Annotated in this window: 16 protein-coding genes and 1 tRNA gene; 11 read left to right on the forward strand and 6 right to left on the reverse strand. The window is 61.5% G+C overall.

What is annotated here, in order from left to right:
• Window positions 1-220 precede the first annotated feature (220 nt).
• On the forward strand, window positions 221-889 hold the full coding sequence (locus Q0H23_RS04215) for a transaldolase family protein (protein WP_293814790.1): 669 nt from the start codon (window positions 221-223) through the stop codon (window positions 887-889).
• Between the two features lie 195 nt (window positions 890-1,084).
• On the opposite strand, the gene Q0H23_RS04220 is transcribed toward Q0H23_RS04215, so the two are convergent.
• Complete coding sequence (locus Q0H23_RS04220; RefSeq protein ID WP_293836059.1) at window positions 1,085-1,870, reverse strand: DeoR/GlpR family DNA-binding transcription regulator; 786 nt, start codon at window positions 1,868-1,870, stop codon at window positions 1,085-1,087.
• Window positions 1,871-2,226: 356 nt separating this feature from the next.
• Between Q0H23_RS04220 and Q0H23_RS04225 the strand changes: the two genes are divergently transcribed.
• The 4 genes from Q0H23_RS04225 to deoC all read left to right on the forward strand — a co-directional run bounded on the left by Q0H23_RS04225 (window position 2,227) and on the right by deoC (window position 5,616).
• Complete coding sequence (locus tag Q0H23_RS04225; RefSeq protein ID WP_293814788.1) at window positions 2,227-2,682, forward strand: PTS sugar transporter subunit IIA; 456 nt, start codon at window positions 2,227-2,229, stop codon at window positions 2,680-2,682.
• A 92-nt stretch (window positions 2,683-2,774) separates the two neighbouring features.
• Window positions 2,775-4,196, forward strand: a complete 1,422-nt coding sequence (locus tag Q0H23_RS04230; protein ID WP_293836062.1) for a PTS ascorbate transporter subunit IIC — start codon at window positions 2,775-2,777, stop codon at window positions 4,194-4,196.
• Between the two features lie 203 nt (window positions 4,197-4,399).
• The gene (locus Q0H23_RS04235) at window positions 4,400-4,684 is read left to right on the forward strand and encodes a PTS sugar transporter subunit IIB (RefSeq protein ID WP_293814784.1); all 285 of its coding nucleotides are present in this window, start codon (window positions 4,400-4,402) and stop codon (window positions 4,682-4,684) included.
• Between the two features lie 287 nt (window positions 4,685-4,971).
• Window positions 4,972-5,616 (forward strand): deoxyribose-phosphate aldolase, encoded by a 645-nt coding sequence (deoC, locus tag Q0H23_RS04240; RefSeq protein ID WP_293836065.1) that lies wholly within the window; start codon window positions 4,972-4,974, stop codon window positions 5,614-5,616.
• Between the two features lie 351 nt (window positions 5,617-5,967).
• Here the strand turns inward: deoC and Q0H23_RS04245 are convergent, their stop codons facing one another.
• The 5 genes from Q0H23_RS04245 to Q0H23_RS04265 all read right to left on the reverse strand — a co-directional run bounded on the left by Q0H23_RS04245 (window position 5,968) and on the right by Q0H23_RS04265 (window position 9,908).
• A complete protein-coding gene (locus tag Q0H23_RS04245; RefSeq protein ID WP_293836067.1) occupies window positions 5,968-6,513 on the reverse strand; it encodes a LemA family protein in 546 nt (181 codons plus the stop codon).
• 141 nt (window positions 6,514-6,654) lie between these two features.
• A tRNA-Ser gene (locus tag Q0H23_RS04250) sits at window positions 6,655-6,745 on the reverse strand.
• A 138-nt stretch (window positions 6,746-6,883) separates the two neighbouring features.
• Window positions 6,884-7,243, reverse strand: coding sequence for a cupin domain-containing protein (locus Q0H23_RS04255; protein WP_293814779.1), 360 nt, complete (start codon window positions 7,241-7,243; stop codon window positions 6,884-6,886).
• 163 nt (window positions 7,244-7,406) lie between these two features.
• Entirely contained in the window at window positions 7,407-8,969 is a 1,563-nt protein-coding gene (gene lsrK / locus Q0H23_RS04260; protein ID WP_293836070.1) for an autoinducer-2 kinase, read from the reverse strand.
• A gap of 12 nt (window positions 8,970-8,981) precedes the next feature.
• Window positions 8,982-9,908 (reverse strand): sugar-binding domain-containing protein, encoded by a 927-nt coding sequence (locus Q0H23_RS04265; protein WP_293836072.1) that lies wholly within the window; start codon window positions 9,906-9,908, stop codon window positions 8,982-8,984.
• 533 nt (window positions 9,909-10,441) lie between these two features.
• Here Q0H23_RS04265 and Q0H23_RS04270 point away from each other — a divergent pair.
• The 6 genes from Q0H23_RS04270 (at window position 10,442) to tadA (ending at window position 17,168) form a co-directional block, all read left to right on the forward strand.
• The gene (locus tag Q0H23_RS04270) at window positions 10,442-12,028 is read left to right on the forward strand and encodes a sugar ABC transporter ATP-binding protein (protein WP_293836075.1); all 1,587 of its coding nucleotides are present in this window, start codon (window positions 10,442-10,444) and stop codon (window positions 12,026-12,028) included.
• A 62-nt stretch (window positions 12,029-12,090) separates the two neighbouring features.
• Window positions 12,091-13,140, forward strand: coding sequence for an ABC transporter permease (locus Q0H23_RS04275; RefSeq protein ID WP_293836077.1), 1,050 nt, complete (start codon window positions 12,091-12,093; stop codon window positions 13,138-13,140).
• On the forward strand, window positions 13,140-14,180 hold the full coding sequence (locus Q0H23_RS04280) for an ABC transporter permease (protein WP_293836080.1): 1,041 nt from the start codon (window positions 13,140-13,142) through the stop codon (window positions 14,178-14,180). Before Q0H23_RS04275 ends, Q0H23_RS04280 begins: the two co-directional genes overlap by 1 nt.
• A gap of 28 nt (window positions 14,181-14,208) precedes the next feature.
• The gene (locus Q0H23_RS04285; protein ID WP_293836083.1) at window positions 14,209-15,336 is read left to right on the forward strand and encodes a substrate-binding domain-containing protein; all 1,128 of its coding nucleotides are present in this window, start codon (window positions 14,209-14,211) and stop codon (window positions 15,334-15,336) included.
• A 261-nt stretch (window positions 15,337-15,597) separates the two neighbouring features.
• On the forward strand, window positions 15,598-16,476 hold the full coding sequence (gene lsrF / locus Q0H23_RS04290) for a 3-hydroxy-5-phosphonooxypentane-2,4-dione thiolase (RefSeq protein WP_293814765.1): 879 nt from the start codon (window positions 15,598-15,600) through the stop codon (window positions 16,474-16,476).
• 194 nt (window positions 16,477-16,670) lie between these two features.
• Window positions 16,671-17,168 (forward strand): tRNA adenosine(34) deaminase TadA, encoded by a 498-nt coding sequence (tadA, locus tag Q0H23_RS04295; protein ID WP_293836086.1) that lies wholly within the window; start codon window positions 16,671-16,673, stop codon window positions 17,166-17,168.
• Window positions 17,169-17,184: the final 16 nt, after the last annotated feature.

The following is a 17,184-nucleotide window of genomic DNA, read 5'->3' on the forward strand; positions in this document are numbered from 1 at the left end:
GCGCCCGAATCATACCATCCAAATTGCGCCGAATACGAACAAACTGAGACAGAATAAGAGAAAGTACTTGCAAATCAATAATCTCAGAAGTAATCTGAGCGCAGAGAACGGCGTCGCCGCGAGGCGTCGCAAAAGGAATCGTGCGAGGGTTTGCAAGAGGGTGCTGCGCTCGTCGCCCTCGCCAAAAAAGACCGCTCGCGGTCAGTCGAAGGGATTGCTCATGGAACTCATCATCGATACCGCCAACCTCGACGAGATCAAGAAGCTCGATGCTCTGCTCAACGTCGACGGCGTGACCACCAACCCCACGATCATCACCCGCAGCGGCAAGACCCCCGAGGTCGTCCTCCCCGAGATTATTGAGTATCTCCGTCCGGACCAGAAGCTCTTCGTCCAGGTCGTCTCCGAGGATTACGACGGCATCATGGAGGAGGCCCGCTACATCAACGGCCTTCGCCCGGAGAACACCTACGCCAAGATTCCTGTCACCCGCGATGGCCTTAAGGCCGTGAAGGATGCCCACAACGAGGGCCTCGGCGTCCTCGCCACGGCGATCTTCTCGCCCGAGTCCGCCTTCCTCGCCGCCCTCAACGGCGCCGACTACCTCGCTCCCTACGTGAACCGCATGTCCAACTACGGCGACGGCATTCAGCAGGTCGCCGACCTCATCGAGATGCTCGCCGTCCAGGGTCTCGACACCAAGGTCATGGCCGCGTCGCTGCACAACACCAACCAGGTGCACGAGCTCATCCTTGCTGGCATTCAGGCCATCACCTTCCCGCCGGCGGTCCTCAACACGATGATCGACCAGCCGGGCACCGTGAATGCCGTGCACGATTTCACCGCTTCTTGGGAGAAGAACTACGGCCGCACCACACTGAGGGCGTAGCTCACGGATTCCCAACGGGCCCCAGCCGGCTACGTCTCGCGCTCAGACAGCTTCGCCTTCGGCGAAGAACTCGCGCGAGACGCAGTCGGACTGGGGCCCTTTTCCATATCGAGCTGGCCTTGAGTGCGATCTAGGTTCAGATTCTCTAGCTGCTTTTCGCTTCGCCTGCGGCGCAATGTGCAGGGCTGCTATTCGCTAGCAGAGGGCGGGGGTGCCGGTGGAGGTGATGGCGGTGAGGATGTCGCGGTTCGAGGTGTCCGTGATGACGGCGCTGAAGTCCGAGATGGAGGCATAGCGGTAGCCCGTGCGAATCGCGAACTTCCCCTCTTCTGCCAGGAGGAAGCAATAGGAAGCGTTCTTGATGACCTGCTCGTTCACGCGGCCATCGTCGACAGAGGTCGCCAGGACAGCGTTCTTGGAGAGATCGACGCCGCATGCGCCGATAAAAGCCTTTGAAAACAAGAGCGGCTCAAGAAGGCTGATCGTGGACGGACCCGTGAAGCCATTGAGGTGCACGTTGAGATAACCACCCGTTGCGAGGGCCGTGACCTTGGGATTTCTCGCGAGGCGGGGGAGGACGTCAATCATGTTCGTGGTCACGATAAGGCGCTTGTCGCTTGAGGCGATCATGTCCGCGAGATAGAGGTTCGTGCGAGAGACGCCCAGGAAAATCGCATCGCCATCGCTGATCTCGAGGAAGGCGCGGGCGGCAACGGCTCGGCGCCCGTCGTCCTCGGCATCGCGCTGGAGGGCGACGGTCTCTGCCACGCTATCGTGCTGGGGAGTCTGCGCGGCAGGATTGTCCGCCTTAAGAGCTCCGCCATACTCACGCTTAATCTTCCCCTCTTTCTGAAGTGCCTTGAGGTCCTTTCGGATGCTGTCAACGCTGACGGCAAAGCGCTTGGCGAGATCATCCACGGTGGCAAAACCAGTGGAATTCACGATGCAGACGATCTCTTTGCGGCGCTCTTTCGGGAACAACGTAGACTCCGGTCGAGGGTGGTTTGACGGGTTAATAGGGCGGTTGCTTACATAATAAGTCCGAATTTGTCCTTCACATGCCTGGAGATAATGTGCTAATCGACTCGCATATTAACGAGGCGAGATCTAAAACCCCAGGTAAAACTATTTACTAAGTCGCGCACGAAGTGGATGGAACAGGAAATAAGACAGACCGGCACCTACCGTTCGCGGCTAAAAACCTACCGTAAGCGGGAAGCAAAAAGGACAAAACAGGAAAAACCAGGAAATGTCGAATCTGTTTCTTGCCGGTCGTGTACAATCGGTGAAGAATGTGAGTGGAACTATGCCTTTTTAATGCAGAAAGGGGTTTGTCCATGGCCGGTATGGAGGACATGCTCAAGCGTGAGAACGTGCAGATCATCGAGAAGGTCTCTGACTGGGAGGAGTCCGTCCACGTCGCGGTTCAGCCGCTCGTCGACCAGGGCTACGTCAAGAGCGATTACATCGACGGCATCATCTCGAACGCTAAGGAGTTCGGCCCCTACTTCGTCATCTGCCCCGATCTCGCCCTTCTTCACGCTCGTCCCGAGCAGGGCGTCATCAAGCAGCAGCTCGCCGTTACCGTTCTTCGCGAGCCAGTGCGCTTCAAGGAGGAGGGCCCGGATGTCCGCCTTCTCGTGACGCTCGCCGCCGAGGATGCTGACTCTCACATTGAGGTCATGCGCTCGCTCGCCGTTATGTTCAGTGATCCCGCCAACATCACCAAGATTGCCGAGGCCAAGGACGCGGATGAGGTTTACGCCGATTTCGTCGCCCCTGCCGAGGCGTAACTTTTTGATATTGGCGATCGCGCCGCGCGGAGTGTCCGCAGCCACAAAACGCGGCATTTGTAGGAGTAATTTGGAAGGAAAGGAAGGGAAGAATGGCTGTTATTAACTTTATCGTCAGCATTCTGACCGAGCCGGCACTGCTAGTCGGCCTCCTCGCACTCCTCGGTCTCGCTCTCCAGGGCAAGGCCATGGAGGATATTGTTATGGGCACCGTGAAGACCGTTGTCGGCTTCCTCGTGCTCACTGCTGGTTCTAGCTACCTGCAGTCCGGCTCCCTGCTCGCCTTTGGCGAGCTGTTCAACTACGCCTTCCACATGCAGGGCGTCGTCCCGAACAACGAGGCCGTCGTTTCCATGGCTCTCACCCAGTTCGGCTCTGACTCCGCTCTGATCATGTGCGTTGGCATGGCCCTGAACATCGTGCTTGCTCGCTTCTCCCGCATGCACTATATCTTCCTCACTGGTCACCACACGCTGTACATGGCCTGCATGCTCGCCGTCGTGCTCAGCATCGGTGGCCTCGAGGGCCCGATGCTCATCATCGGCGGTGGCTGCGTCCTCGCTATGATCATGGTTCTCTCGCCGGCTTACTGCCAGCCCACCTTCCGCAAGGTGACTGGCGCTGGTGACGCCGTGGGCTTCGGTCACTTCGGTGGCATCGGCTACGCCATCGCCGGCCAGGTCGGCAAGCTCTTCAAGGGCGGCAAGTCCACTGAGGACATCAACTTCCCGAAGCGCCTCATCTTCCTGCGCGACACCACCGTCGCCATCTCCATCACGATGATGCTCTTCTTCCTCATCGTGACCGGCGTTGCCGTTGCCAACGGCATCCTCGACGCTGACCCGACGCAGTTCTCCAACCTCAACGTTCTCCTGAACGTTGGCACCGAGACCACGACCAACTGGATTGTCTGGGCCCTCGAGTCCGGCATGGCCTTCGCTGGTGGCGTCTACATCGTTCTTTCCGGCGTCCGTCTGATCGTCGGCGAGATCGTCCCCGCCTTCAAGGGCATCTCCGAGAAGCTCGTCCCTGGCGCCATCCCCGCCATCGACTGCCCGGTCTGCTTCCCGTACGCTCCTAACGCGGTCATCATCGGCTTCCTCGTCTCCTTCCTTGGTGGCATCCTGGGCCTCTTCATCCTTATGGCCATCGACGCCAACCTCGCTCCTGTTGCCCTGATTCTCCCCGGCGTTGTCCCGCACTTCTTCTGCGGCGCTTCCGCTGGTGTCTTCGGCAACGCTGAGGGCGGCCTCAAGGGCTGCGTCGCCGGCGCCTTCGTCCACGGCCTGCTCATCACCTTCCTGCCTGCCATCTGCATGCCCGTCTTCACGGCTCTGGGCTTCACCTCCGCTACCTTCTCTGACGCCGACTTCTCCTGGCTCGGCATCGTGTTTGGTAACCTCGCCCAGGCCACCCCTGGCATGCCGCTGTTCGTCATCTGCCTCCTTTGCTTCGTTGTGCCGATCGTTTACAACTTCGTCGCCCCGAAGCCCAAGGCTGCTGCTGCCGAGTAGCATCTGCTGCGGAGGGTTAACGACCAACATGGCGTTCTAGCTCGTGTTATCCGTCTAACCCTTTAATAGTGTCACTTACCGGTTGCGGGGTCGGGGCTGCGGCTTCGGCCCCGCAATTGGGTAATATCTGATATGCGCGGGCATCCGCGTACCGCCAACAAGCGGTTGGCCTTCCGGTCAATCGCGATATGAAAAGAGGAAACATGGAAGTCCGCAGCATTATGTGCGCTTGTGGCTCTGGCCTTGGCTCCAGCCTTATGGTCCAGATGAACATCGAGAGCGTCCTCAAGGAGCTCGGCAAGAGCGACGTCACCGTCGGTCACACCACCACCTCTGACGTTACGCCCGAGATGGCTGACCTCTTCGTCGTCGGCCGCGATCTCGCCGACTTCATCAAGGGTGTTCCTGATGAGCGCAAGGTCGTTCTCACCAACATCGTTGACAAGAACGAGCTCAAGGAGAAGCTGGTCGCTGCTCTCGAGCAGTAGGCATCTCCGCGCCCCACGGGCGCACACCATCAGATTTGATGGAATCCTTTCCAGAGGAACGGGCCCGGTGCTGTCGCGTGGCGAAAGCTGGCGGCAGCCCGGGTCTTTCATTTGAACGTTGCTCTGGAGAGTTTTGTGTCATTTCCGGGTGTGACCCGCCCGCTCTATGCGCGCCCCCTGTTAATCTCCAGCAAACCAAACCAGACTTGCCTTTGAAGCAGGGTGCACCTTTGGCGTGTCCCGCTTTGTAGGCAGGGCGCCTGCGGGCGCTAAGCAAGGGAGGAACCATGGAACTTAACCGCATGATTGATCACACGCTGCTGAAGGCCAACGCCACGCGCGCTCAGATCGAGAAGCTCTGCGACGAGGCCCTCGAATACAACTTCGCCTCCGTCTGTGTGAACACCTGCTGGGTGCCCCTGGCGCACGAGAAGCTGGCTGGCAGCGAGGTCAAGACGTGCTGCGTCGTCGGCTTCCCCCTGGGTGCCATGCTGACTGAGGCCAAGGCCGCCGAGACCCGCCTTGCCGTTGAGGCCGGTGCTGACGAGGTCGACATGGTCATCAACATCGGCTGGCTGCTTGATGGCGAGTATGACGCCGTTCGCGATGACATCGCGGCTGTCGTGAAGGCTGCTGACGGTAAGTGCGTGAAGGTCATCATCGAGGCCTGCCTGCTTACGGATGAGCAGAAGGCCAAGGCTTGCGAGCTCTCCGTCGAGGCCGGTGCGACCTTCGTGAAGACGAGCACGGGCTTCTCCACCGGCGGCGCTACCGTGGCCGATGTCGCCCTCATGCGCAAGACCGTGGGCGACCGCTGTCTGGTTAAGGCCGCTGGCGGCATTCACACCGCCGATGAGGCCCGTGCCATGGTCGAGGCCGGCGCCGACCGCCTCGGTTGCAGCGCCGGAATCCAGATCATGGCCGGCTGCTAACGGATCCCAAGCCGAAAGGGTGGGGGAGGGCCTCGGGGCATACTTGCGCGCTTTGCGCGCTGCGAAAATGCCCCTCAACCCTCCCCCACCCTTTCGGCGGTCGTTAGAGCGCTTTCATTCGCTTCTTTAGAGCGGGCAGGGGAAATGCCTCTCAACCTTCCCCTCGCCCCGCCGCGATCGTTGCAGCGCTTCCATTCGCTTCTTTAGTGCGGGTTTAAGAAGAAGCTAAGGGAAACGTGTCGACAACGTAGAGGAAGGGCCCCATCCCATTGAGGAGCATTTTTCGAGCGCCAAAGGCGCGAGAATGCGACGAAATGGGATGGGGCCCTTCCGGCTTGTGCGTAAGCGAGACTAGAACTGCACCCGGGGTGCGGTGGCGTCGGCCTCGGAAATCTCGAAACCCTTCCTGGGCATGCGGCCGCCGGCGAAGAGGGTGCCGGGGAAGGTCTGGATGGCGTTGTTGAACATGAGGACGCAGTCGTTATAGCTCTGGCGAGCGTAGACGATCTTGTTCTCGGTCTCCTCAAGCTGCGCCTGGAGCTGCTGGAAGTTGACGTTGGCCTTCAGGTCAGGGTAGCTCTCGGAGAGGGCGAAGAGCTGGCGGAGGGCGCCGGTGAGCTGGTTGTCGGCAGCCATGACATCCTCGGGCGTGCTGGCGGTGGTCACGCCGTTGCGGGCGGCGATGACGGCCTCGAGCGTGCCGGACTCGTGCGAAGCGTAGCCCTTGACGGTCTCGACGAGGTTGGGAATGAGGTCACCGCGGCGCTTGAGCTGGGCGTTAATCTGATCCCAGGCGTTATCGCAGCGGTTGGAGGCACGGACGATGTCGTTGCTGATCTTGATGCAGAACGCGACGACGGCAATCGCGATAACGGCGATGACAATAATTGCGGGCATGGCAATCTCCTTGCGGTAATGCCGCTTCCTGCGGCGCTTGGTAGGAAGTATACCCAGGCCTCGCGCCATCCGATGTCCCTCTCGGCCTAATAGAAAAGCGGAACAGCGACCTTGTGATCGCTGCCCCGCTTGCTCGTCAAATGGCGGAGGAGGAGAGATTCGAACTCTCGAGACGGACGAGCCGCCCAACGGTTTTCAAGACCGCCGCATTCAACCGCTCTGCCACTCCTCCGGGCAGAAGAACATTCTACCGAACCCGCGCGCTTCGTGTTGCGCGCAATGCTGGCCGAGAGGCGTCGATGGGGCCAAGCGGTATTGCGAGATGCCGCAACCGAAATGCTCTCGCTATTCGTGGCCTACGGCGATGCCCCTAGTACTCGGGGTTCGGGTCCTCGATCTTGTCGACCTCCTGGAAGGGGGCGAGAGTGGAGACCATCTTGATGGGCTCGTCATACGGATTGTTCACGAAGTGGACCTCGCCCGGGCCAATGTGAATGAAGTCTCCGGCGGATAGCGTGTGCACGACGCCGTCGACCACGATGTCGACCTTGCCCTCGAGGATGAAGAAGTTCTCCTCCATGATGTTGTGGTGGTGGGCCTGGAAGTTCTGGTGGGGCTGGAACTGTACCAGCGCGTAGTTCATGCGCGGGCCCTTCATGAGATACTTAGGGCCAGAATCACCGAAGCGGTACTCGAAGTCGTTCTCGTTGACGACGAAGGTCTCTGCCATGTTTTGCTCCTTTTACTCGCCCAGGTTTGGGCGTGCGGACTGGGACTAATTGATACGCGAGCGCGCGGCCGGACTGCTGGCGTGCAAACGCTCGCGCCTGCCTGATGGGCGGATCGGCGCCGCGGTGACGCACGACTGTGAGCCACCGCGGCGTGCGAGGACGTTACAGGCCGGGCGCGCGCCACATGCTCTTGGTCACGCCGGCCTCGCTCAGCGCAAACTGCGCCTTGTAGACCTCACGCCACGTCTTGTAGAGCTCCTCGTAGACGGCGGCGTTCTCGGGGTTGGGCTCGAAGGTGCGCTCGAACTTGACGACCTGCTTGGCGCCCTCGGAGACGCTCGGGTAGATGCCCACGCCGGTGCCGGCGATGATGGCGGCGCCAAGGGCGGTGGCCTCCTTCACCACGGGGACCTTGACCGTCTTGCCTGTGACGTCGGCGACGATCTGGCTCCAGAGCGGGCTCTTGGAGGCGCCACCGGCGAACATGAGCTCGTCGGGCTCGTTGCCCGTGGCCTCGCGGACGAGGTCGATGTGACCGCGAACAAGCAGCGCCGTGTTCTCGAGGATGGCACGGTAGAAGGTGTACTTGTTGAACTTCTCCGGCTCGAGCTCGAAGTTGGTGAAGGTGGGCGAGGAGTGCGTCCAGTGGATGTAGTTCATGACGTCGCTGAAGCAGCAGAGCATGCCGTAGGAGCCCGCGGGGATCTTCTCGGCGTGCTCGTTCATGACGTCATAGACATCGCGGCCCTCGGCCTTGGCCTGTTCCTTCTCCGCCTGGCAGAAGCCATCGCGGAACCAGCGCATGACGAGGCCCGGCTTGAAGGCGAGTGCCTCGTACTGCCAGACGCCCGGGGTGGCGTGGCAGTTTACGCGCACGCGGCACTGCGGGTCGGTGGCGGCGTTGTCGGTGTTGAACTCGTACTGCCAGAAGCTGCCGCCAAAGACGCCGGCCTGGTTGGGGAGACAGGCACCCACGCCGATCATGCCAAGCTGGCAGTCGCCGCCGCCAACGATGACGGGCGTGCCCTCGGCAAGGCCGGTGTCAGCGGCGCCCTTGGCGTTGACGTGGCCGGCGAGCTCGCCGCTCTCCTTGACTGCGCCGAAGATGTCGGTGCGCAGGCCACAGCGCTCGGCGATGGTCGGGTCCCAGTTGCGGGTCTCGAGGCTCATGATGCCGGTGGTCGAGCCGTTGGAGGGCTCGACGGCCAGCTCGCCGGTGAGCTTGTAGATGAGCCAGTCGTTGAACATGCCGATGCGGGCGGTCTTCTCATAGACCTCGGGCATCTTGTTCTTGACCCACAGCAGGCGCGGGAGGGCGCCGAGGGCGTAGGTCTGGCCGCTCTCGCGGTAGAGCTCCGCCTCAAGCTCCGGGTTCATGGCGATGAGTTCGCCCACCTCGTCGTTTGAGCGGGCGTCGACGTTGGCGCAAGCCCAAATCTCGTTGCCCTCCTCGTCATAGAGGAGGATGCCCTCGCGCATGCAGGTGGTCGAGACGGCGGCGATGTCTGAGGCGTCGATGCCCGTCTCGGCGAGAACCTCGCTCACACAGGTGCGGGCGAGATCCCAGTTGGTGACCCAGTCGAAGTCCATGCTGCCAGGCCAACGGGGATCCTCGTTGTGGGTCCACTCCTTCTGGACGCAGCCCACCTGGTCGCCTTCGGTGGAGAAGATGACAGCGCGCACGCTGCCGGTTCCCGCGTCCATTGCCATCAGGTACTTTGCCATGGCGTACATCTCCTAGCTCTTGGTCGAATACTCGAGGAGTTCCTTTGCCGTTTGTTCGTCCGTAACGAGGACGTTGAAATAGCCGTGCGTGAGGGCCGCGTGCATGGCGGGCACCTTTACGGAGCCTCCCGCCGCGCCGATGACGTTGCGCATGCTCTGGAGCTTGTCGAGGCTCGAGCTGACGATGCGGTCCTCGATGGAGGTGCCAACGGGGTTGCCGCCGGCGTCGATGAAGTGGTTGAGGATGTCTCCCACGGCGCCCTGCATCTTGAGCAGCGCGAAATCCGTCTTGGAGAGGATGCCGTTGCGGATGATCGTGGCGTCCTCGTCCATGCTTCCCACGCCCACGACGGTCATGTCCGCATGGGAAGTCATGCGGAAGACATCCTGGATCGCCGGCTCCTTGAGGAGCTGGTCCCTGAGATCCGCGGAGGAGAGGATCAGGGGAGAGGGCACGAGGTAGAGGTGCATCGCGAAGACATCGGAGCTCACCTTGGGAAGGTAGTAGCTCACGCCGCCCGTAAGGCTCGCGACATTGATGTCGAATCGGCGGTTCGAGGCGAGGTTGTCGAGGATGAGTCCCGTCATGTCGCCATAGCCGATGTTGAGGAAGCCGTCCGCGCGAAGGTGATCTGCAATATAGACGGAGGCCGCCTGGGCGATGCTCTGCGTGAGGTCTGCCGCGTGCGCCGGCGTGGGCACGACGAAGGCGTCGTCGAGGTGGAAATAGCCGATGAGAGCGCGCTCGACCTCCATGCGCATGCGGTCATCGTCGCGGAAGAGGAAGCGGATGACCCCGGTGGCGCGCGCCTCGTCGAGAAGGCGAATGACCTTGGCCCTGCTCACGCCCAAGAGCTGAGAAATCTGCTGCTGGGTGTAGTTCTCCATGTAGTAGTACCAGGTTGCCTTGAGCATCAGCTGGTAGTCCGCATCGGCCATGTGCCGCCCCCTTCCTCGTGCGCGCCTCTCTGTCGCATGGCCATTCCAGTGCCGCGCGACCGCTTTCATGTGGGGCTCTGAATGAACCCTTAAAAGCGAACAAATGTCGAAGCGACCAACAAAAGTACACTTTTGCTATACCCCTCACATAAGGGAGAGTCAATCGAATGCGATGGTAATTCCCGCGAGAGGTCTGAACTCCTAGGCGAACAGCACCAATGGGATGTCAGCGCGTTAATAATCGCATTTATATGGGGTGTAATCCGCATGAAACAAAGCTGCTGCGTGAGATGCAAATCTGTCCGCAATATGTTGGGCCTGGTTGGTGGGCCGCCACAAGCCTGTTATGGCGACACTTGATTGCTTACAATTCTGGACAATCGTCCACCTCGTGAGCAAATTACCGTTCGTTGGCCAATTCCTACCGTTCGGTCTCCACGTCATTTGGCGGGCGGACTCGAATGGATACCGTCTTAGGCGTATCGAAATATTTCGTTGCTGACTGTGTCATTTGTCCAAGGGGAGGGAATCGAATGACCAACGATACCCAGACGACGCCCACGACGGGCGCCACGCATGCCCTCCGCGAGGTTGTCGAGGACATCCAGAGCCGTGACACGCTTCTGTCAGTGCACGACATCTATAAGTCCTTCGGAACCAACGCGGTCCTGAAGGGCATTAGCCTGGAGGTCCGTCCGGGCGAGGTGCTCGCACTCATCGGAGGTAACGGCGCTGGTAAGTCGACGCTCATGAAGATCATCATGGGCATCTACTCGGCTGATAGCGGAGAGATCGAGATCGGCGGAGACAAGGTTGACATCTCCAACCCCAAGGCCGCTCTCGCCCACAGCATCTATATGGTTCCGCAGGAGCCCATGCTGTTCCCGAACATGACCGTGCGCGAGAACATCACGATTGGCTTCAACGAGAAGCCCTCCGTGCTGTCCGAGCGCCTCGAGAAGGTCATGGATACCACGGGTTGGCACATGGACCTCGACCGCAAGGCCCTCACGCTCTCCATCGCGGAGCAGGGCATGGTCGAGATTCTCCGTGGCCTCATGCGCGACCCTGAGGTGCTCATCCTCGACGAGCCCACCTCGGCACTCACCTTCGATGAGGTCCAGAGCCTGTTCAACTGCGTGCATGAGCTGCAGAAGAAGAACATTGGCATCGTCTACATCACCCACCGTCTGGCCGAGGTCTTCGAGCTCGCCACGACGGTCGCCATCCTCCGCGACGGCATCGTCGCCATGCAGGGCAGCGTGAAGGAATTCACGCGCGAGGACCTCGTCCGCGGCCTGCTTCCGCCTGATGCCGGCAACATCGAGAAGGAGAAGGTTGTCGCGTCTGACGTTATCGACTATGACGCGAGGCCCGTTCTCGAGCTCAAGGACTTCAGCGGCTATGGCTTCGCCGATGTCAACCTCAAGGTCTACCCCGGCGAGATCGTGGGCATGGCTGGCGTCGTGGGCGCCGGCCGCACCGAGATGGCGACCACCATCTTCGGCCGCGACAAGGTGCTGGGCGGCAAGGTGCTCCTCGACGGTCGCGACATCACGGGCATGAAGACGCCTGACGTCATCAACGCCGGCGTCAACTACCTGCCCGAGGACCGCTTCGCTGACGCCCTCTTCCGCATTCGCGACGTCTCCGAGAACACGACGAGCTCGCTGCTCTGCGGCAAGAAGATCGGTAGCTTCCTGCTCAACTCCAAGAAGGCTGACGAGATCAGCCAGGGCTACGTCAATGACTTCCGCACCAAGGTAACGGGCCTCGATCAGGAGGTTGGCGGCCTTTCCGGCGGCAACCAGCAGAAGATCATCATCGGCCGCATCTTCGCGACCGAGCCCAAGCTCGTCATCCTCGACGAGCCCACCCGCGGCATCGACGCCGCGGCTCGTGGTGACGTCTACGCCGTGCTCCAGGAACTCCGCAAGACCGGCGTTTCGATCCTTCTCATCTCCTCTGACATGGAGGAGGTCGTCGAGCTCGCCGACCGCGCCGTGGTCATGTTCCAGGGTCGCATCAACAGCGAGTTCAAGAAGGCGGATATCACGCAGGACAACCTCATGGCCGCCGCCTTTGGCGTCTCCGGCGACAAGGAGGCGGTGCCGGCATGAGCCTAAACCGCCAGATCGAAGAGACCCGTTCGGATAGCGACCAGAGGAAAGAGGTGTAATCGATGGAGAAGGTAAAGAAGCTATTCAAGGCGCGCGAGCTCACCAGCCTGATCTTCCTCATCGCGCTGTTTGCCATCGTTGGCTTCATGAACCCGATGTTCTTGAGCCCGTCCAACGTCTCCGCGTGCTTCAACACGTCCGTCGTCTACACGCTTATTGCAGTTGGTATGGCCTTCGTCCTGTTCATTGGTGAGATCGACGTTTCCGTCGGCTCGAACCTCGGCCTCGTCGCCGCTGTCGTCGGCACGTTCCTGCGCGACGGGCAGTCGCTCGTGGTCGCAATCGTCGTCGCCATCATCATTGGCGTCGTCATCGGCCTCATCAACGGTTGGGGCGTCTGCATCATGGGTGCGCCGTCGCTGATCTTCACCCTCGGCGTCAACGGCATCCTGCGCGGCATCATCTACCTGTACACGAATGGTGCCTGGGTTGAGAACCTGCCCAAGTCCTTCAAGGACTTCTCGTCCGTCACGCTGGTTGGCCCCCTGACGGTCTACTACTGCGCCGTCATCGCGCTCGTTATCATCATCCACCTCATCCTCACCCGCACGCGTCAGGGCCGTTACTTCGTGGCCGTGGGCGACAACGCCCAGGGTGCCACGCTCGTCGGCCTGCCCACGCTCAAGACGAAGATGCTCGCCTATGTGATCTGCGCGGTCATGGCCTCCATCGGTGGCGTGATCTTCTGCAGCCGCATCGGCTTCGTCACCCCGATGAGCGGCAACGGCTATGAGATGAAGGCCATCGCGGCCTGCGTCCTCGGTGGCATCTCGCTCGCCGGCGGCGTCGGCTCCGTGATCGGCTCTGCCATCGGCGCCGTCATCATGGCCTCGATCTCCTACCTGCTCGTCTTCATGGGCTTCTCGTCCAACTACGACAACGCGATCACCGGCATCATTCTGCTCGTCATCGTCGTCGTCGACGCCGTGATCCAGCACCGCTCGCTCGTCAACAACCGTCACGCGAGGCTCGCTGCCCGCGTCTCCGCCTCGGCTCCCGCTGCGGAGGCCCCTGCTGCGGATGCCAACGCCGAGAAGGGCGGTGAGCAGTAATGGATAAGCTCAAGAAGGTGCTCACCCACGGCCAGTCCGCCTGGAACATCCTGCTCGTGGTTCTTATCGTCCTGGAGTTCGCCATCTTTGGCGGCGCCAATCCCAAGTTCCTGCGTCCGGCACTCCTCTTCACCAGCATCAACGACAACCTTGCCGTGTTCATCCTGTCGCTCTTCGTCACGCTCGTCATGTGCACTGGCGGCATCGACATTCAGGTTGCCTCGCTCGTTGGCCTCACGTCGATCATCATCGGCGTATCCTGGCAGGACTTCGGCCTGTCCATCTGGGCCGCCGTTGCGCTCGCTACCGTCGTCGTCTGCCTCTGTGGCGCGCTCTCTGGCTTCTTGATTGGCTATTGCGGCGTCCAAGCGATGGTCATTACCCTGGGCGGCAGCTTCCTGTACTCTGGCCTCGCCCTGCTCGTCTCCACGCTTTCCAGCACCGCCTCGTACGAGTCCATCGGAGGCTTCCCCGACGAGTTCAAATTCATCGCGAACTACAAGGTCGGCGGCGAGATCCCGTTCCAGATCATCATCTATGTTGTCATGCTCGTGGTCGCTTACATCCTGCTTCACAAGACCAAGTATGGCCGCAAGGTGATACTCACCGGCGTAAACCCCTCGGCTGCCGAATACTCGGGCATTAATACGCGCAGGGTGATAATGTCCACGTATGTCCTGAGCGCGCTCGCCGCCGCCATCGCCGGTACCGTTCTCACCGCGTACCTCGGCACCGCTAAGTCCGATCTCGGTGGCGATCTCACGATGGACATCATCACGGCCGTCGTCCTCGGAGGCACGCTCTCCACGGGCGGCAAGGGATCGATCATCGGAACCGCCCTGGCATCTCTCGCCATCGCGTTCCTTCGCTTCGGTCTCCCGCTCTGCTTCAAGATCGGCACCCAGTACCTCGACATTCCGGTTGGTGTCCTGCTTGTCGCGGTCATCGTTGGGCGTTCTGCGGCGACAAACACGGGAATCGTCCCGTGGCTGCGCTCGCTGTTTGCAAGGAAGGGTAGTTCGGAGGCAAGTGCCCAATAATGGGCAAGATAAGGGAGGTTCGTTAGTTATGAAGAACATGACTCGTCGCGGATTCCTGAAGGTTGCCGGTGCTGGCGCCGCCGTCGCAGGCCTTGGCCTGGCCGGCTGTGGTGGCTCTGGTTCCGCCGCCACCACCGCTGCCGCCAGCGGTGCTGCCGAGGGTGGAGACATCGCCGGCAAGACCGTCGCCTTCATCCCGAAGGTGACCGGCAACGCCTTCTTCGAGTCCGCCAACGACGGCGCTCAGAAGTACGCCAAGGACTGGGGCATCACCGTTGACTACATCGGCGATTCCACCGCTTCCGCGTCCGCTCAGGTCGCCGTCATCAACCAGGCCGTCGCCAATGGCGTCGACGCCCTCTGCATCTCCACGGTTGACGCCGCTGGTGTGTCTGACGCCCTGAAGAAGGCCACGGACGCCGGCATCGTCGTCACCACCTGGGACTCCGACGCCCAGGTCGAGGACCGTACCCTCATGGTTTCCCAGGGCACCCCTGAGATCCTCGGCCAGATGCTCGTCGATATGTCCGTCGACGGCCTCAAGGAGCGCGGCAAGGATCCCTCTGCCGACGAGATCACCTACGTCTGGCACTACTCTCAGGCCACCGTTACCGACCAGAACTCCTGGCAGGTTGCCGCCGAGGCCATCATCCAGAAGGATTACCCGAACTGGAAGAAGGTCGCTGACAACTACTACAGCAACCAGGACGCCGAGCTCGCCATCACGACCGGCGAGGCCGTTCTCGACGCTTACCCCGACATTGACCTGATCATCTGCAACGACTCCACCGCTCTCCCCGGCCAGCTCCAGGCCGCCGAGAACAAGGGCTACGACGCCACGAAGATCACGATCACGGGCTTCGCTTCCCCGCAGTCCATCAAGAGCTACTGCGAGCACGGCACCATCTACAACTGGGGCCTCTGGGACTGCGCCGTCCAGGGCGCCATGGGCTGCTTCGTCGCTGCCTACCTCGCCGCTGGCAACACCGTCAAGGTCGGCGACACCATCTCCATCCCGAGCATCGGTGACGTCACCGTCGAGGCCAACGACTCCATCTCCGAGGGCGCCGAGACGCTCGACGAGAACAACGGCGTCGTGCTCCTGCCCGAGCGCCTCGTCTTCACCAAGGACAACATGAACGACTACAGCTTCTAAGCTGTCGCTTCGCTCCTTGCAAGGGGGCGTCGCCGCTCGGCGGCGTCCCCGTTTGCCCCGCGTGAGGTCGTTCGCCTGGCGACTCGCGCACGCTCTCACGCGGGGCACACACGAGTGGGGACATTGTTGTCCGATACCACGGAGGCTCCGCCTCATGCTTGCGCAGCGCATTCGCTGACGCGGGCCGCATCTGTCAAATCGCTACCATACTGGCGACCTCCCGCGGGGGCGTGGGAGGCGAACGAGGAAAGGAATCCACCTATGGCTGATCTGGATGGACTGAAGGTCGCTCACGACTACCACGTCGACACCCCGTTTGCGAACGACAAGGGCTTCTACGTCAAGGGCGCCAACAGCCTTGATTGGGGCATGAAGAAGCACCTCTCCAACATCTTCAATCCCAAGAGCGGCAACACCGTGATGTTCGCCTTCGACCACGGCTACTTCATGGGCGCCACCGCCGGTCTCGAGCGTCTCGACCTGCTCCTGCCGCAGCTCGCTCCCTACGTTGACTGCTTCATGGGCACTCGCGGCGCCATTCGCTCCTGCGTCCCGCCCGAGATCACGAAGGGCATCGCCCTCCGCACCACCTCCGGCTCCTCCATGCTCCAGGCTGACCTCTCTCACGAGGTCATCGCTGTTGACGTCGAGGACGCCATCCGCATGAACGCCGACTGCATGGCCGTTCAGACCTTCATTGGCGGCGACGGCCAGCTGTCCTCCATCGACAACCTGAGCCAGACCATCAACGCCGGCTTCCGTTACAGCATTCCGACGCTCGGCGTCTGCGCCGTGGGCAAGGACATGGAGCGCACCCCGCGCTTCTTCAAGCTCGCCACTCGCATCATCGCCGAGATGGGCTGCCAGATGGTCAAGACCTATGACTGCGATGACTTCGAGGAGGTCGTGGCTGCCTGCCCCGTGCCCATCGTTGTCGCCGGCGGCAAGAAGCTTCCCGAGAAGGACGCCCTGCACCTCGCCTATGACGTCATCCGCAAGGGTGCCCACGGCGTTGACATGGGCCGCAACATCTTCCAGTCCACGCACCCCATCGAGATGGCCCAGTGCGTCAACAAGATCGTCCACGAGGGCATGACCGACGTCGAGGCTTGGGAGATGTTCCAGGACATCGCCAAGTAGCATGGCCTTCGCGCTCGCCGCGTATGCGAGCGACGCTAGCTAGTTCTTTCATATGCGACCCCTAGCCACAAGCGAAGGGCCGCTTCCCGCGCCCGGGTCCAGTTCCTCCCCTTCCACTGGATCCGGGCGCATTAGGTATGCTGTAGGTTCGATAACCGCCGTGCGGCGGCGAAGGCGGGCGAGGGGAGAGCGCCATGACGGACGAGGATTACATGCGCCTGGCGCTTGATGAGGCACGCCTGGCCGCCGAGGAGGGCGAGGTGCCCATCGGCGCCGTCGTCGTGTGCGATGGCGAGGTCGTGGCGCGGGCGCACAATCGTCGCGAGACCGATCGTGACCCCTCGGCTCATGCGGAGTTCTCCGCCATGTGCGCCGCCGCCCGCACGCTTGACCGCTGGCGCCTAACGGGCTGCACCGTCTACGTGACGCTCGAGCCCTGCATCATGTGCGCAGGTCTTATGGTCAACTCGCGCATCGATAGGTGCGTCTATGGCGCGCCGGACCCAAAGGGCGGTGCGCTTGGCACCCTTTTTGACGTAAGCCATGACGAGAGGCTCAACCACGAGTTCGAGGTGACGTCCGGAGTACTCCAGCAGGAGTGCGCGGACGAGCTGAGGACGTTCTTCCGGGAGAGGCGCGCCAAGAAGAAGGCGGCGTCTGTCGCGAGCGAGATGGCCGCAAGCGAGGCCTGACCACATGGCTGGATCG

The sequence above is a fragment of the uncultured Parolsenella sp. genome, from assembly GCF_934660935.1.
Classification (GTDB): Bacteria; Actinomycetota; Coriobacteriia; order Coriobacteriales; family Atopobiaceae; genus Parolsenella.

Bases quoted from the DNA above. Each gene is read 5' to 3' on its own strand.
- deoC (WP_293836065.1), top strand. From the start codon at position 4,972: ATGGAACTTAACCGCATGATTGATCACACGCTGCTGAAGGCCAACGCC.
- tadA (WP_293836086.1), top strand. From the start codon at position 16,671: ATGACGGACGAGGATTACATGCGCCTGGCGCTTGATGAGGCACGCCTG.
- Q0H23_RS04285 (WP_293836083.1), top strand. From the start codon at position 14,209: ATGAAGAACATGACTCGTCGCGGATTCCTGAAGGTTGCCGGTGCTGGC.
- Q0H23_RS04280 (WP_293836080.1), top strand. From the start codon at position 13,140: ATGGATAAGCTCAAGAAGGTGCTCACCCACGGCCAGTCCGCCTGGAAC.
- Q0H23_RS04270 (WP_293836075.1), top strand. From the start codon at position 10,442: ATGACCAACGATACCCAGACGACGCCCACGACGGGCGCCACGCATGCC.
- Q0H23_RS04215 (WP_293814790.1), top strand. From the start codon at position 221: ATGGAACTCATCATCGATACCGCCAACCTCGACGAGATCAAGAAGCTC.
- Q0H23_RS04275 (WP_293836077.1), top strand. From the start codon at position 12,091: ATGGAGAAGGTAAAGAAGCTATTCAAGGCGCGCGAGCTCACCAGCCTG.
- Q0H23_RS04265 (WP_293836072.1), bottom strand. From the start codon at position 9,908: ATGGCCGATGCGGACTACCAGCTGATGCTCAAGGCAACCTGGTACTAC.
- Q0H23_RS04235 (WP_293814784.1), top strand. From the start codon at position 4,400: ATGGAAGTCCGCAGCATTATGTGCGCTTGTGGCTCTGGCCTTGGCTCC.
- lsrK (WP_293836070.1), bottom strand. From the start codon at position 8,969: ATGGCAAAGTACCTGATGGCAATGGACGCGGGAACCGGCAGCGTGCGC.
- Q0H23_RS04245 (WP_293836067.1), bottom strand. From the start codon at position 6,513: ATGCCCGCAATTATTGTCATCGCCGTTATCGCGATTGCCGTCGTCGCG.
- Q0H23_RS04255 (WP_293814779.1), bottom strand. From the start codon at position 7,243: ATGGCAGAGACCTTCGTCGTCAACGAGAACGACTTCGAGTACCGCTTC.
- lsrF (WP_293814765.1), top strand. From the start codon at position 15,598: ATGGCTGATCTGGATGGACTGAAGGTCGCTCACGACTACCACGTCGAC.
- Q0H23_RS04230 (WP_293836062.1), top strand. From the start codon at position 2,775: ATGGCTGTTATTAACTTTATCGTCAGCATTCTGACCGAGCCGGCACTG.
- Q0H23_RS04225 (WP_293814788.1), top strand. From the start codon at position 2,227: ATGGCCGGTATGGAGGACATGCTCAAGCGTGAGAACGTGCAGATCATC.